Origin of the sequence: Pseudomonas sp. Irchel 3A7 (assembly GCF_900187565.1) — a bacterium.
Lineage (GTDB): Bacteria > Pseudomonadota > Gammaproteobacteria > Pseudomonadales > Pseudomonadaceae > Aquipseudomonas.
In genome coordinates, this window is sequence record NZ_FYED01000023.1 from 84,763 (window position 1) to 98,019 (window position 13,257).

Genomic DNA, 13,257 nt, shown 5'->3' on the forward strand with positions numbered 1-13,257 from the left:
AGACTGACGCGTCAGACCCTCGGTTCGACCGACAGCCAGTAGCGTGTCAAGCGGCTGATGTTCAGCGGCAGGGTATCGCTGAGCAGGCGCAGGCTGGCGTCGGTATCACGCAGGGAAAACGCACCCGATACGCGCAGTGCCGCGACATCCGGATGGCAGCGCAGTACGCCTGGCCGGTAACGGCTCAGTTCGCCGAGCAATTCGTCCAGGCGCATGTTGTTGGCCAGCAGCATGCCCTTGTCCCAGGACATGGCAGCGACGTCGAACCGTTGCGGATCATCGAAACGGTTCAACTTGAAGCTCTGGCGCTGGCCGGCATCGAGGGGGGTGCCTTGCTGCAGCATTTGCGGTGTGACCACCACTTGTCCTTCCAGCACTGAAACGTGGCTTCTGGAACCCTCGGTCCGTACGCAAAACCGGGTGCCCAGCGCGCGGGCCGTGCCTTGGGGAGTTTCGACGATAAAGGGGCGGGCGCCGAGGTCTTTCGCGGTGCTGATCAACAGTTCGCCGCTGAGCAACATGACGCGTCGTTCCCGTGGGTTGAAGGCGATGTTCACCGCACTGTCGGTGTTGAGCAGCAACTGGCTGCCATCGGGCAATTGCAGGTTTTTCTGTTCGCCCACGGCGGTGCGCAGATCGGCGGTCCATTGCTCCCAGGGCAAATGCTGCGAAGCGAAGCCCAAGGGGCCGGCCAGCAACAGCAAGCCCAGGCGGGTGAGGGTCTGCCGGCGACTCAGGCCTTCCTGGCGTGATGCCCGTTTCAGGGTTTGCATGGCGAGGTTGGCCGGTACGCCACGGAAATCCCCGAGCAACGCTTCGGCCCGTTGCCAGGCCTGGGCATGTTCCAGGCTGCGGTTGCGCCATTGGGCGATGGCCTGATGATCGGCCGGGGTGGCCGTGCCGGAATGCAGCTGCACCAGCCAGTCAGCCGCTTCACCCAGAATCTGCGGGTTGATGATCGACGAATTCATCAGGCGACACTCTTCATCAGGCAACGCTCAGGCAGGCAATGAATGCCGCGCGCATGTGGCGCTTGACGGTGATCAGCGAGACATTCAGGCGGGTGGCGATCTGCGCGTAAGTCAGGCCTTCGATCTGCGACAGCAAAAATGTCTCGCGGGTTGCGCTGGGCAGTTCGCGCAACAGCGCTTCGATGCGCCACAGGGTTTCGAGGATCAGCAGGCGGGTTTCCGGCGAAGGCACCTCGGCCACCGGCAGGTGCGCGATGGTTTCCAGATACGCGCGCTCGATGTCCTGACGCCGCCAGCGGTCAATCACCAGGCCCTTGGCAATGTGCGTCAGCAGCGCCCGCGGTTCACTGCCCAGGGGCTTGACCACCTGGCGCGTCAGCAGGCGCAGGAACGTGTCGTGTGCCAGGTCGGCCGCATCACAGCGGTTACCCAGTTTGCGGTGCAGCCAACCCTGCAGCCAACCGTGGTGTTCGCTGTAGAGGGTATGGACTTGCTGGTTCAAAGGCTGATCGGCGAACGACATGGCGGGCAGATACTCGACTCGGGCATCCTGCGTGAGTGCAATTAAGAATTGATCGCATTCTAGTAGCCCTGACCAAGTGATGGCAATTGTCATTTCGCACTTTCTTTCAGGGTTTGCGCCAGTGGCCTCCTCGACTTCTCAAAGATTGGCTATTTGTACAAATCGACGGCGGGACTACCGTATCTGCACACCCACTTGCCCCGGAGCATGCCATGCAACCCCGTATCGATTTCTACACCGCTTCGCCTGATGCCCTGAAGGCCATGATTGCCCTGGAAACCGCTGTCTCGAAGCTGCCGCTGGAAAAGTCGCTGATCGAACTGGTCAAGCTGCGCGCTTCGCAAATCAACGGTTGTGCCTTCTGCATCGACTTACACACCTCCGATGCCCTCAAGGCCGGCGAAACCACGCGCCGCCTGTTTGCCGTGACCGCCTGGCGCGAAGCACCCTTCTTCACCGACCGCGAGCGCGCCGCGCTGCTCTGGACCGAATCCCTGACCCAGCTCAGCCTGACCCACGCCCCGGACGAAGACTATGACGTGGTCAGGGCGCAGTTCTCGGAAAAGGAAATGGTCGACCTGACCGTGGCCATCAGCACCATCAACAGCTGGAACCGTCTGGCCGTGGGCTTCCGCAAAATGCCGCAGGCCTGACAGTCCCCAATCAATCGTGGGAGCGGGCTTGCTCGCGAATGCGGTGGGTCAGTCACATCACCGTTGCCTGACACACCGCTTTCGCGAGCAGGCTCGCTCCCACAGGGGGGGCGCGGAGTTTCTGGGTCTGGAATCAATGGGCATCGGCACTCGGCGCGGTCGGTGGCTGCACCTTGCGCATCAAGGGCACCATCGCCGTGGCGACGATGAAGCAGACCATGATCATCAGAAACGCGTCGCCATAGGTCTGTGTCTGTGCTTCGCGGTAGGTCAACAGCCAGAGCTGATGCAGGCTGGCAGTCACCCCGACATCGCCGCTCTGGCCCAGGGCGGCGAAGTTGTTGCCGACTTGGGCCAGCCACTGGTTGAGAGCTTCGTTGGTGCTGTTGAGGTGTTCCGCCAACCGGGTGAAGTGCAGGTTGGTGCGGTCATTGAGAATGGTCGCGCACGCGGCGATGCCGATGGCACCCCCCAGGTTGCGCATCAAGTTGAACAACCCCGATGCATGCTTGAGCCGCGCCGGTGCCAGCCCGCCCAGGGTCAAGGTCACTGCCGGCGGCACCGCCAGTTGCTGGGCAATCCCGCGCAGGGCTTGCGGCAACATCAATTCCCTGGCCCCCCAGTCATGGGTGATCGGGCTGAAATCCCACATCGATAAAGCGAACAGCCCCAAACCGGTCATCATGATCCAGCGCAGATCGACGCGGTTGGCCAGAAAGGCGTACAGCGGAATCGCCATGATCTGGAACACCCCGGTGGAGAAAACCGCCAGACCAATGTCCAGCGCGCCATAGCCGCGTACCCGACCGAGAAACAGCGGCGTCAGGTAGATGGTGGCGAACAGGCCGATCCCGGTGACGAACGAGAAGAAACAACCGAGGGCGAAGTTGCGATCCTTCAAGGCGCGCAAGTCGACGATCGGATTGGCGACGTGCAGGGTCCGGCCGATGAAGGCGAGGCCGGCCAGGCCGCTGATCCACGCGGTGGTGAGAATGATGCTGTCACTGAACCAGTTCCAGCGCGGACCTTCTTCGAGGGTGTATTCCAGGCAGCCGAGAAACAGCGCCAGAAATATCATGCTGAGATAGTCGGCGCCCTTGAGCAGCGAGAGCTCCGGCTGGTCGATCTTCACCAGCATCGGCACCGCCACGGCGACGAAGATCCCCGGCACCAGGTTGATGTAGAACAGCCAGTGCCAGGACGATATGTCGGTGATCCAGCCGCCAATCACCGGCCCCAGGGTCGGCGCCAGCGAAGCCACCGCGCCGATGGTCGCGGCGGCGATCACCCGTTGTTTGCCGGTGAAGAAAACGAACGCCGTGGTGAACACCAAGGGAATCATCGAACCGCCAAGGAACCCTTGCAGGGCACGGAAGGCGATCATGCTCTGGATGTTCCAGGCCATGCCGCAGAGCAGGCTGGTCAGGGTAAAGCCCACGGCGGATGCGCAGAACAGCCAGCGCGTGGAGAACACCCGCGACAACCAGCCGGACAGCGGGATCACGATGATTTCGGCGATGAGGTAGCTGGTTTGCACCCAGGCGGTTTCGTCAGTGCCGGCCGACAACCCGCCGCCAATGTCACGCAGCGATGCCGAGACAATCTGGATATCCAGCAACGCAATGAACATGCCGATGCACATGCTGGCGAAGGCGAAGACCTTGGTCGCCGTGGCCATGTTCGCGGCATTGAACGGTTGCGCCGGGGCGGCGAGGACGCGGCTCATGGCGCGTTGGCCACGGCCGGGGTTTCAGGTTCTTTGCGGGTGTCCACTTTGGCGGTGACCGACAGGCCGGGACGCAGATGGCCGAGCACGCTGTCGGCTGGATCGAGGTGGATGCGCACCGGCACCCGCTGCACGATCTTGGTGAAATTGCCGGTGGCATTTTCCGGTGGCAGCACGCTGAACTGCGAACCGCTGGCGGGTGCAAGACTGTCGAGATGACCGTGGAATTCCTGCCCCGAAAGCACGTCGGCATGTATGACCACCCGCTGGCCGGGCAGCATGCGTGCCAACTGGTCTTCCTTGAAGTTGGCATCGACCCACAAACCACTGGATGGCACCACCGACAGCAGTTGCGAACCGGCCTGGGCATAGGCGCCGACCCGCGCCCGACGATTACCGATCACCCCGTCCACCGGTGCCCGCAGTTCGGTGTAGCCGACGTTCAATTGCGCCAGGTCTCGCTCGGCCCTGGCTTGAATCAAAGCCGCGCGGGCTTGTTGTTTCTGGGTGGCGATGACATTCAGCTGGCGTTGCGCCGCCAGCAGTTCAGCCTGGGCGCGGCTGCTTTGAGCCTGTGCGGTCTTGAATGTAGCGTTGGCCCGTTGAGCGCTTTCCACAGAAACGGCGTTGGTGCTGACCAGCTTTTTGTAGCGAGCATCGTCATCCCGCGAACGGGCGGTTTCGGCACCGGCAGCATCGATGCCGGCGCGGGCCTGGCCGATAACGGCTTGTTGCAGCTGTTCGGTGGCGTCGAGGTTGGCCAGCAGGGCTTCTTCAGCCGCCACCGCGCCTTCGGCCTTGGCCAGGTTGGCGCGGTAATCCCGGGCGTCGAGGCGGATCAGCACATCGCCGGCCTTGACCTTCTGGTTGTCGGTGACCAGCACTTCGTCGATGTAGCCGGCGACCTTCGAGCCAATGATCGTTACGTCGCCGCCGATGTAGGCGTCGTCGGTTTCCTCGATGAAACGGCCGGTGGTCCACCAGTGCGTGGCGTAGACACCGGCCAGCACCAGTGCAGCAATACCCAGTGTCGGCAGAAGCAGGCGTTTGAGCAGGGGAGGCTTGGGGGTGGTCACCGGCACGGCAAGGTCGGTTTCAACGTTAGGCATGCTGGTCATGAAGGATTACCTGTAGGAAACGGCATTTAATTACGCGCGTAATATGACGCATGTCATATTTAGTCGCAATTTATTTTTGCTGCCGGTCGTCAGGTGCAATCGAAGAGAAATGAGATGTGGTGATCGCTGAAGATCCACTGTGGGAGCGAGCCTGCTCGCGAAAGCGGTCTGACATTCAACCTCTTTGCGGTCTGACACACCGCTTTCGCGAGCAGGCTCGCTCCCACAATTGATGGTTGTTGCCGACTACTGGCTCGCCAACCGCGCACTGGCCATCGCCAACCCATCCTTGCCATCCCGACTGCTAACCCCCGAAAGCCAAGCCTCCAGTACCGCCGGATTGGCCTTCAACCACGCCTTGGCCGCCGCCCGTGGCTTCTGGTTCTGGTTCAACACCGCGTCCATCAACTGGTTCTCCATGGCCAGGCTGAACTCCATGTTCTGCAGGAGTTTGCCAACGTTGCTGCATTCCTTGAGGTAGTCCTTGCGCACGTTGGTGTAGACCGTGGCCTGGCCGAAGTTCGGGCCGAAGTACTCGTCACCGCCACTGAGGTACTTCATCTTGTTGCGGGTGTTCATCGGGTGCGGCTCCCAGCCGAGGAACACCATCCATTCGTTTTTGCGCGTGGCGCGTTTGACTTGCGAGAGCATCGCCGCTTCGCTTGACTCGACGATTTTGAAGTCCTTCAGGCCGAAGGCGTTCTTGTCGATCATGGTCTGGATCAGCCGGTTGCCGTCGTTACCCGGTTCGATCCCGTAGAGCTGGCCATTGAGTTTGTCCTTGAATCGGGCGATGTCGGCGAAGTCGTGCAGCCCGGCGTCGTACACGTAATCGGGCACCGCCAGGGTGTATTTGGCACCATGCAGGTTGGCGCGCACGGTTTCCACGGTGCCGGCGTCGCGGTAGGGCTTGATGTCGTTTTCGGTGGTGGGCATCCAGTTGCCGAGGAACACATCCAGCTCCTTGCCGGAGGACAAGGCGCGGTAGGTCACCGGGATCGACAGCAAGGTGGTTTTGGTCTTGTAGCCGAGGGATTCCAGCACCTCGCTGGCGACGGCGGTGGTGACGGTGATGTCGGTCCAGCCGACGTCGGAGAAACGCACCGTGGCACAGGACTCCGGTTCGGCGGCTTGGGTGAGCAACGGGATACTGAGGGATGCAAGCAAGAGCAAGGCTTTCATGGATCGACTCCTCAAGGTAAACGTCGGCAGCGGTTTTTGGGTGTCACGGTCTTGTTGTTATGGGTAATGCGATTAAGGCATTTACTTGTGGCGAGCGAGCTTGCTCGCGTTGGGCTGCGAAGCGGCCCCTGCGCTCTTTCAGTCAGACCAGGTTGGCTGGATTTACGACTGCTTCGCAGCCGAACGGGAGTGAACTCCCTCGCCACAGGTTATTTGCTCGCTTTGCCATCAGTTAATTGGACGGTTGATCGACACCAAACCAGTTCAACGCCGCCGGTTCGGTATTGAGGTAGATGTGCTTGAGTTCGGTGAACTCATCGAGCCCGGCCCGGGACAGTTCGCGGCCAATGCCGCTGGATTTGTAGCCGCCCCATGGCGCTTGCGGGAAGGCGGCGTTGTAGTCGTTGATCCACAGGGTGCCGACCCGCAGCCGCCTGGCCATGCGGTAAGCCTTGCCGATGTCTTGGGTCCAGACGCCGGCCGCCAGGCCGTAAGGCGTATCGTTGGCCAGTTGCAGGGCCTGGGCTTCGTCGTTGAAGCGTTCGACAGTAATCACCGGGCCGAAGACTTCCTCTTGGGCGATGCGCATCTCGGCGGTGACGTTGCCCAGCAAGGTCGGGCGCAACCAGAAGCCGCGCTCGAACTGCTCGGCAATGGTCCCGCCGGCCAGCAAGGTCGCGCCTTGCTCGACGGCAGCGGCAATCATCGTAAGGATCAGATCGCGCTGGCCGGCAGAAATCAGCGGACCCATTTGCGTTGATTGATCGAGGCCGTTGCCCAGGCGAATGTTCAGGATGCGTTGGCGTAGTGCGTCGATAAACCGGTCATGAATGCTGTCTTCGACCAACAGTCGCGAGCCCGCAGAGCAGATTTGCCCGGCATTGAAAAACACCGCGTTCAAGGCCTGATCCAGCGCCACGTCGAAATCGGCATCGGCAAACACGATGTTCGGATTCTTGCCGCCCAGTTCCAGCGCCACGCGCTTGAAGTTGCCGCTGGCGGCGCGCATCACTTTGCCGCCGGCCCCGGCGCCGCCGGTCAGCGACACCAGGTCGACGTCATGGCTGGCGGCGAGCAACTCGCCGACATCGCCCGGGCCGCACAGCAGATTGAACACACCCTCAGGTAACCCGGTCTGCGCCAGCAGTGCGGTCAAGCGATGAGCCGTCATCGGCGTTAGGCTGCTGGGTTTGAACACGACGGTATTGCCGGCGGCCAGGGCCGGAGCGATCTTCCACACCGCTTGCAGCAGCGGGTAGTTCCACGGGGCGATCAAGGCGCACACGCCCACCGGCTCGCGCTGGTTGAAGCTGATGACATGGGCCGGCGCATGGCTGTTGACGCTGGCGCTTTCGCTTTCCAGCAGCGCCGCGTAGTAGCGGAATGTCGCCACCACGTTGCCGATGTCAGCCAGGCTTTCGACCAGCGTCTTGCCGGCATTGAGGGTTTCCAGGCGGGCCAGGTGCTCGCTGTCCTGTTCGATCAGCGCGGCTATGTTCTGCATCAGCTGCGCACGCTCGGTGACCGGCATCGTCGGCCAGGAACCGTCATCGAACGCCTGGCGCGCGGCGCTGATCGCCCGTTGCGCGTCCGCTGCGTCGGCGACGGCCACCTGTGCCAGGACTTCTTCGGTGGCGGGGTTGATCACATCGCGATAGCGCTGCGCCTGTGGTGCCTGCCAACTGCCCGCGATGAACAAACGAATCTGCAGCATGTGCGTCTCCAGCCAAGTGGGTCGTGGTCGTCACTATGGCGCTGCCCGCGGAGCTGCTCTTGATCAAACGCGGCATATCCACGCCGTTTTCTCACGGTCGCGGCGCTGCGAAATAACGGCAGCCAATGTCGTTTCCCGTCAAGTGCGCGCAAGGCGTATCCCTACACTGCCAGGCAATCGATCAACCTCTGTGGAGTCCGCAATGAATCAACCTGTCGAGCAACTGAGAATCCGCCTGGCCTGCGCGTTCCGTTGGGCCGCGCGGCTGAACCTGCACGAGTCCATCGCCAATCACTTCAGCGTGGCGGTGTCGGGGGACGGTCGCGAGTTCTTGATCAACCCGTACGGCAAGCATTTCTCGCGGATCAAGGCCGGCGACTTGCTGCTGGTCAATGCCGATGAACCGGCCAGCCTTGATCGACCCGACGCGCCGGACATCACTGCCTGGGCCTTGCACAGTGCCTTGCACCGCAATCAGCCCCACGCCCGCTGCATCCTGCATACCCATTCCAAATACGCGACGGCGTTGGCGTGTCTCAAGGATTCACGCCTGCCGCCGATCGAGCAGAACGGCATGCGCTTTTTCGAGCGTGTGGTCATCGACGATGGCTTCGACGGCATGGGCCTGGGGGACGAGGCCGAGCGGGTCAGCCGCCTGCTGGGGGACAAACCGATTCTGTTGATGGGCCATCACGGCGTACTGGTCGCGGCGCCAAGTGTCGCCCAGGCGTTCGACGATCTGTATTACTTCGAGCGGGCCTGCGAAAGCTACATCACTGCGTTGTCGACCGGCCGCGAACTGCGCATCGCCAGCGACGAAATCGCGCGCAAGACCTGCCGGCAATGGCTCGACTATCCGGGCTTTGCCGACAAGCATTTCAATGCATTGATGGGGATACTGGACGAAGAAGAGCCTGAGTACCGCCTGATGACGGCCGATCAGAGGGACCTGTAGGCGCCAGGCTTGCCGGCGAAGGCGTCCTCAAGTGCGCCTTCGCCGGCAAGCCTGACTCCGACGAAAAGCGATCGCATCACTGTGCTTCGGTCGGCCGCTGTTCCTTGCGCAGCGGCTGGCGCATCACCGGGGCGGTCCACACCTGGCTGCGGTCTTCGCTGGGCGGACAGCCGAAGCGTGCGCGGTAGGTGCGGGAAAAGTGTTCCAGCGAACCGAACCCGGAACAGGCCGCCACTTGTGCCACGCTCAGGCGCGTCTGTTGCAGCAAACTGTGGGCCTTGGCCAGCCGCAAGGTGATGTAGTACTTGAGCGGTGACAGACCGGTCTGGTGCTTGAATTGCCGCTCCAGTTGCCGACGCGACAACCCGACCTGGCCGGCAATCGCCTCGCAATCCAGCGGTTCCTCCAGGGCCTTTTCCATCAACTGCACGGCGCGGCGAATCTTGCTGCCGTACAGGCCGGTGTTGGTCAGGCCGCCGTCGAGCTGATTGTCCGCCGGCGCACGCACCTGGCCCATCAACAGGTGCATGCCGATTTCCCGTGCCAGCTCGCTGTCGATGCTCTGGCCGATCCAGCCGAGCAGCATGTCCAGCGTCGTTGTCGCGCCGGCACAGGTCATGCGCTGGCGTTCCAGGGTGTAGAGCTGAGGCTTGGCATGGACCCGCGGATAGCTTTCCTGAAAACCCTGCAGATTGTCCCAATGCACGGCGGCTTCATAACCATCAAGCACGCCAGCGGCAGCCAGTAACTCGGTGCCGGTTTCCACGCCCATCAACACCGCGCCGAACAGTGCCTGTTTGCGCAGCCAGCTCTTGAGCGCCAGATTGCGACTGTGTTTGTGCACATCGAAACTGGCAATCACCAGGCACACATCAAACCCCTGGTCGGCCTTCAAACCATCGTTGGCGACGGTGGTCAGGCCGTTGCTGGCCTGCACCGGCTCGCCATCGAGCGACAACAGCGACCACTGGAACAATTGGCGCTGACTCAACCAGTTGGCAATCGCCAAGGGCTCCAGCACGGCGGCCAGGCCGAAGTTGGAAAACGACGGCAACAGCAACACCGCCACGCGCATGGGCGCGACATCGCCGCGCCGCCAGGTGAATCGGTTTTCTGTATGACTGGACGACTGACTGCTCATGACTGATCTCTATCGTTGCCGTGTCTGCCATTGCGGATGAATCCATACCGGCGCCTCGGAGGGCGGCAAGGGTTGCCTGCCGCGAATCATGTCGCTGGCCTTTTCCGCGATCATCACCGTCGGCGCGTTGGTGTTGCCGCTGACAATCACCGGCATGATCGAAGCGTCCACCACCCGCAAGCCATCGAGGCCATGCACGCGCAGTTGCGGGTCGACCACCGCTTCGGCATCGCTCGACGGCCCCATCTTGCAAGTACCGCTGGCATGGTAGCCGGTTTCCGTGACTTGCCTGGCCCAGGCATCCAGCGCTTCGTCACTTTGCGCGTGCGGGCCGGGCACCAGTTCCTCGCCCCTGAACGCGGCCATGGCCGGTTGCGCGATGATCTCGCGCACCAATCGCGCACCGGCGCGCATGTCAGCTCGATCCTGCTCGGTTTTCAGATAATTGAACAGGATGCGCGGTGGCTGTCGAGGGTCGGCGCTATTGAGGGTGACGCTGCCCAGGCTGGTGGGGCGCATCAGGTCGATATGGATCTGGAAGGCGTGGTCCGGCACCAGATCGACACTGCCGGGTTTTACCGCCAGCGGCATGAAGGTCAGTTGCAGGTCGGGGTGTTCGACCCCGGCCCGGGAGCGAATGAACGCCCCGGCTTCGAAATGGTTGCTCGCCGCCAGCCCGTCGTGGGTGACGAACCAGCGTGCGCCTATCCACCATTTGCCCGGCGCGGTGGTCCAGGGATACAGCGACACCGGTTTCTTGCACAGGTACTGCACGACGGTGTCGGGATGGTCGTTGAGGCGCCGGCCGACACCGGGCAGGTCATGTTTGACTGTGATGCCGAGGTCGCGCAGTTCCGCCGCCGGGCCTACACCAGACAGCAGCAACAGCTGTGGGGAATTGATCGCACCGGCGGTCAGCAGCACTTCGCGGCGGGCTTGGGCGGTGTGGATTTCGCCGTTCTGTTCGTACTCGATGCCGATGGCGCGTCGGTCGTCGAACAGAATGCGCAACGCCAGTGCGTCGGTGTGCACCTGCACATTGCCCCGGCCCAGCGCTTCGCGCAGATAACCGCGCGAAGTGCTCCAGCGACGGCCGTTGCGGGTGGTGCGGTCCACCGGGCCGAAGGCTTCCTGGCGATAACCGTTCAGGTCGCTGCTCAAGCCATACCCGGCCTCGACACCGGCTGCGAGAAACGCCGCGCACAATGGCGTTTGCGTATCGCCGGGGGTGACATGCAGATGCCCGGTCGCCCCGCGGTAATCGTCCGCGCCGTCGGCATGGTTCTGCGCACGTTTGAAATACGGCAGCACTTCTTGATAACGCCAGCCTTCGCAACCCTGTTCGGCCCAGGCGTCGTAATCCCGGGCATGGCCGCGGATGTAAACCATGCCATTGATCGACGACGAACCGCCCAGAGTCCGGCCTCGCGGCGTGCCGATGCGACGACCGTCCAGGTACGGTTCAGGCTCTGAGCTATAGCTCCAGTTGTAGCGTGTGCCACCGACCACCATCCCCACCGCGGACGGCATGTCGATGGTCCAGCTCTTGTCCGCAGGCCCGGCCTCCAGCAGCAGAATCCGCACCGCCGGATCTTCGCCCAGGCGGTTGGCCAGCACGCAGCCCGCAGAGCCTGCGCCCACAATCAGGTAATCAAACTCATGGTTGGCCATGGTTCGGGGTGCTCCTTCAATGAAAGGTCACAACACAAATCCCTTGTGGGAGCGAGCCTGCTCGCGAAAGCGGTGTATCAGTCAACATCGATGTTGAATGTTATGGCCTCTTCGCGAGCAGGCTCGCTCCCACAGGGATTGTGGTTGGCTTAGATCACGGACTTACCGTGAATCCCGTTAAACACCAACCGATGAAAGTGATGCACCAGATGCTCGCTCTCGTTGCTGCGCTGGGCGTCGATCATGTAGCGGCCCTGGTCGTAGCCCAGCGAATGCAGGCCTTTCTGCACCGAGATGTTCAGCGCGATGTCCTCCGGTCCCAGGTCCTCGTTCATCCACTTCATGCAGGACTCGGTGACCTGTGCGGTCTCGGCATTGTTGGAGTAGTAACCAAACCGCAGCAGCGAGCGCTCGGCGTCCAGCGGAATCATGATGAACGAGCCCAGGAACTCCGAGAACGGGAAGGTGTAGAAGGTGTTGTTCGGCCACATGCCGATGTTGAAGAAGCATTCGTCCGGGTTGAGATCCTTGCGCAATGGCACACCGTAGGCTTCGGTCACGGTAAGGTTGGCCGGGGCGATGTAGGTCCACCAGTTGTCGCGTTTGGTCAGCTGGTATCCCTTGAAGTCGATCAGCTTGGCCAGGTCGATATGGCAGGGCCCCGACAACTTGAAGTGATAGCCCTCGATGGAGTTGTCCATGATCACCTTCCAGTTGGCCGGCACGATCACGTCCTGTTCTTCGATCAGGCGCATGTTGGCCAGGTCCGGGAACACCCGGCGCATTTCTTCGTCGGCACCGGGGAACAAATCCCGCAGCGACGGCGCCGCCGGGTCGAGGTTGAAGTAGATGAAGCCGCCCATTTCCTCGGTGCGGATCTGCGGAATGTTGAACTGCTGCAACTCGAAGTTTTTCATCTTCTCGCAACGGGGCGCGCTGCGCAGGCTGCCGTCCATTTCGTAGCACCACGAGTGATAGGCACAACGCACCACGCCGCCGGTGGTGCCGCGACGTTCCTCAAGCAGACGATTGCCGCGATGCTGGCAGACGTTGTGGAACGCATGGATCTGCCCCTGACGATTCTTCGCCACCACCACGCTCTGGTCGAACAGATCCGTCACCACGAACTGACCCGGCTCGGCAAACTCGCTGACGTGCCCGGCCACATGCCAGGCGTGCATGAAAATGTTGTCGCGCTCGGCCTTGAACAGGGTCTCATCGTAGAAGTAACGCGAGGGCAGGGTGAAGGCTTCTTCCGGGTCCTGATGATCCCAGCCGTCGATCGAGCTTTGTGCTTTGAGGTTCTGGACATTTTGCATCGGGGCGATCTCCTCGGTGACTGGCGCCGCACGGTACGGCTTGGTTGTGGGACCTAATCTAGGGGGCGGGGAGGAGGGCGGATTGATGTAAAGCGACCAGTTGCAGGGTGAAAACATCAAGGCGAGGATCGTCTCAGGGCGAAAAGATCGCAGCCTTCGGCAGCTCCTTGTATCTCGACTATCGCTCCATCAGGAGCGATAGTTCTCGACTGATCATCGAGGGAGGGACTTGGAAGCCGTGCAGCTCCTTAGGCTTTTTGCCTGTGATGTAGATCGTGCTCCAG

General features: G+C 61.9%; 11 protein-coding genes. 2 read left to right on the forward strand and 9 right to left on the reverse strand.

The genetic code is table 11. From position 1 onward, the window contains the following. Positions 1 to 11: 11 nt before the first annotated feature. Both CKW21_RS29830 and CKW21_RS29835 read right to left on the reverse strand, forming a co-directional pair. Positions 12 to 971, reverse strand: coding sequence for a FecR domain-containing protein (locus CKW21_RS29830; RefSeq protein WP_095197391.1), 960 nt, complete (start codon positions 969 to 971; stop codon positions 12 to 14). Between the two features lie 16 nt (positions 972 to 987). Beyond that, positions 988 to 1,494: a sigma-70 family RNA polymerase sigma factor gene (locus CKW21_RS29835; protein ID WP_095197392.1), complete on the reverse strand. Its 507-nt coding sequence runs from the start codon at positions 1,492 to 1,494 to the stop codon at positions 988 to 990. A 212-nt stretch (positions 1,495 to 1,706) separates the two neighbouring features. Between CKW21_RS29835 and CKW21_RS29840 the strand changes: the two genes are divergently transcribed. Further along, positions 1,707 to 2,147 carry a carboxymuconolactone decarboxylase family protein gene (locus CKW21_RS29840; RefSeq protein ID WP_095197393.1) on the forward strand — a complete coding sequence of 147 codons (441 nt, stop codon included), beginning with the start codon at positions 1,707 to 1,709 and terminating at the stop codon, positions 2,145 to 2,147. 133 nt (positions 2,148 to 2,280) lie between these two features. Here CKW21_RS29840 and CKW21_RS29845 read toward each other — a convergent pair whose 3' ends face one another. The 4 genes from CKW21_RS29845 to CKW21_RS29860 all read right to left on the reverse strand — a co-directional run bounded on the left by CKW21_RS29845 (position 2,281) and on the right by CKW21_RS29860 (position 7,887). Beyond that, complete coding sequence (locus CKW21_RS29845; RefSeq protein ID WP_095197394.1) at positions 2,281 to 3,873, reverse strand: DHA2 family efflux MFS transporter permease subunit; 1,593 nt, start codon at positions 3,871 to 3,873, stop codon at positions 2,281 to 2,283. Beyond that, positions 3,870 to 4,991, reverse strand: coding sequence for an HlyD family secretion protein (locus CKW21_RS29850; protein ID WP_095197395.1), 1,122 nt, complete (start codon positions 4,989 to 4,991; stop codon positions 3,870 to 3,872). The genes CKW21_RS29845 and CKW21_RS29850 overlap by 4 nt, the downstream gene beginning before the upstream one ends. 246 nt (positions 4,992 to 5,237) lie before the next feature. Next, positions 5,238 to 6,173, reverse strand: coding sequence for a choline ABC transporter substrate-binding protein (locus CKW21_RS29855; protein WP_095197396.1), 936 nt, complete (start codon positions 6,171 to 6,173; stop codon positions 5,238 to 5,240). Positions 6,174 to 6,405: 232 nt separating this feature from the next. Further along, positions 6,406 to 7,887, reverse strand: a complete 1,482-nt coding sequence (locus CKW21_RS29860; RefSeq protein ID WP_095197397.1) for an aldehyde dehydrogenase family protein — start codon at positions 7,885 to 7,887, stop codon at positions 6,406 to 6,408. Positions 7,888 to 8,089: 202 nt separating this feature from the next. Here CKW21_RS29860 and CKW21_RS29865 point away from each other — a divergent pair, with 202 nt between their 5' ends. Continuing rightward, positions 8,090 to 8,842: a class II aldolase and adducin N-terminal domain-containing protein gene (locus CKW21_RS29865; protein ID WP_095197398.1), complete on the forward strand. Its 753-nt coding sequence runs from the start codon at positions 8,090 to 8,092 to the stop codon at positions 8,840 to 8,842. 76 nt (positions 8,843 to 8,918) lie between these two features. Here CKW21_RS29865 and CKW21_RS29870 read toward each other — a convergent pair whose 3' ends face one another. The 3 genes from CKW21_RS29870 to CKW21_RS29880 all read right to left on the reverse strand — a co-directional run bounded on the left by CKW21_RS29870 (position 8,919) and on the right by CKW21_RS29880 (position 12,973). Further along, complete coding sequence (locus CKW21_RS29870; protein ID WP_095197399.1) at positions 8,919 to 9,983, reverse strand: GlxA family transcriptional regulator; 1,065 nt, start codon at positions 9,981 to 9,983, stop codon at positions 8,919 to 8,921. 9 nt (positions 9,984 to 9,992) lie between these two features. Continuing rightward, on the reverse strand, positions 9,993 to 11,654 hold the full coding sequence (locus CKW21_RS29875) for a choline dehydrogenase (RefSeq protein WP_095197400.1): 1,662 nt from the start codon (positions 11,652 to 11,654) through the stop codon (positions 9,993 to 9,995). Positions 11,655 to 11,803: 149 nt separating this feature from the next. Next, on the reverse strand, positions 11,804 to 12,973 hold the full coding sequence (locus CKW21_RS29880) for an aromatic ring-hydroxylating dioxygenase subunit alpha (RefSeq protein ID WP_095197401.1): 1,170 nt from the start codon (positions 12,971 to 12,973) through the stop codon (positions 11,804 to 11,806). Positions 12,974 to 13,257 lie beyond the last annotated feature (284 nt).

Bases quoted from the DNA above. Each gene is read 5' to 3' on its own strand.
- CKW21_RS29830 (WP_095197391.1), bottom strand. From the start codon at position 971: ATGAATTCGTCGATCATCAACCCGCAGATTCTGGGTGAAGCGGCTGAC.
- CKW21_RS29835 (WP_095197392.1), bottom strand. From the start codon at position 1,494: ATGTCGTTCGCCGATCAGCCTTTGAACCAGCAAGTCCATACCCTCTAC.
- CKW21_RS29840 (WP_095197393.1), top strand. From the start codon at position 1,707: ATGCAACCCCGTATCGATTTCTACACCGCTTCGCCTGATGCCCTGAAG.
- CKW21_RS29845 (WP_095197394.1), bottom strand. From the start codon at position 3,873: ATGAGCCGCGTCCTCGCCGCCCCGGCGCAACCGTTCAATGCCGCGAAC.
- CKW21_RS29850 (WP_095197395.1), bottom strand. From the start codon at position 4,991: ATGACCAGCATGCCTAACGTTGAAACCGACCTTGCCGTGCCGGTGACC.
- CKW21_RS29855 (WP_095197396.1), bottom strand. From the start codon at position 6,173: ATGAAAGCCTTGCTCTTGCTTGCATCCCTCAGTATCCCGTTGCTCACC.
- CKW21_RS29860 (WP_095197397.1), bottom strand. From the start codon at position 7,887: ATGCTGCAGATTCGTTTGTTCATCGCGGGCAGTTGGCAGGCACCACAG.
- CKW21_RS29865 (WP_095197398.1), top strand. From the start codon at position 8,090: ATGAATCAACCTGTCGAGCAACTGAGAATCCGCCTGGCCTGCGCGTTC.
- CKW21_RS29870 (WP_095197399.1), bottom strand. From the start codon at position 9,983: ATGAGCAGTCAGTCGTCCAGTCATACAGAAAACCGATTCACCTGGCGG.
- CKW21_RS29875 (WP_095197400.1), bottom strand. From the start codon at position 11,654: ATGGCCAACCATGAGTTTGATTACCTGATTGTGGGCGCAGGCTCTGCG.
- CKW21_RS29880 (WP_095197401.1), bottom strand. From the start codon at position 12,973: ATGCAAAATGTCCAGAACCTCAAAGCACAAAGCTCGATCGACGGCTGG.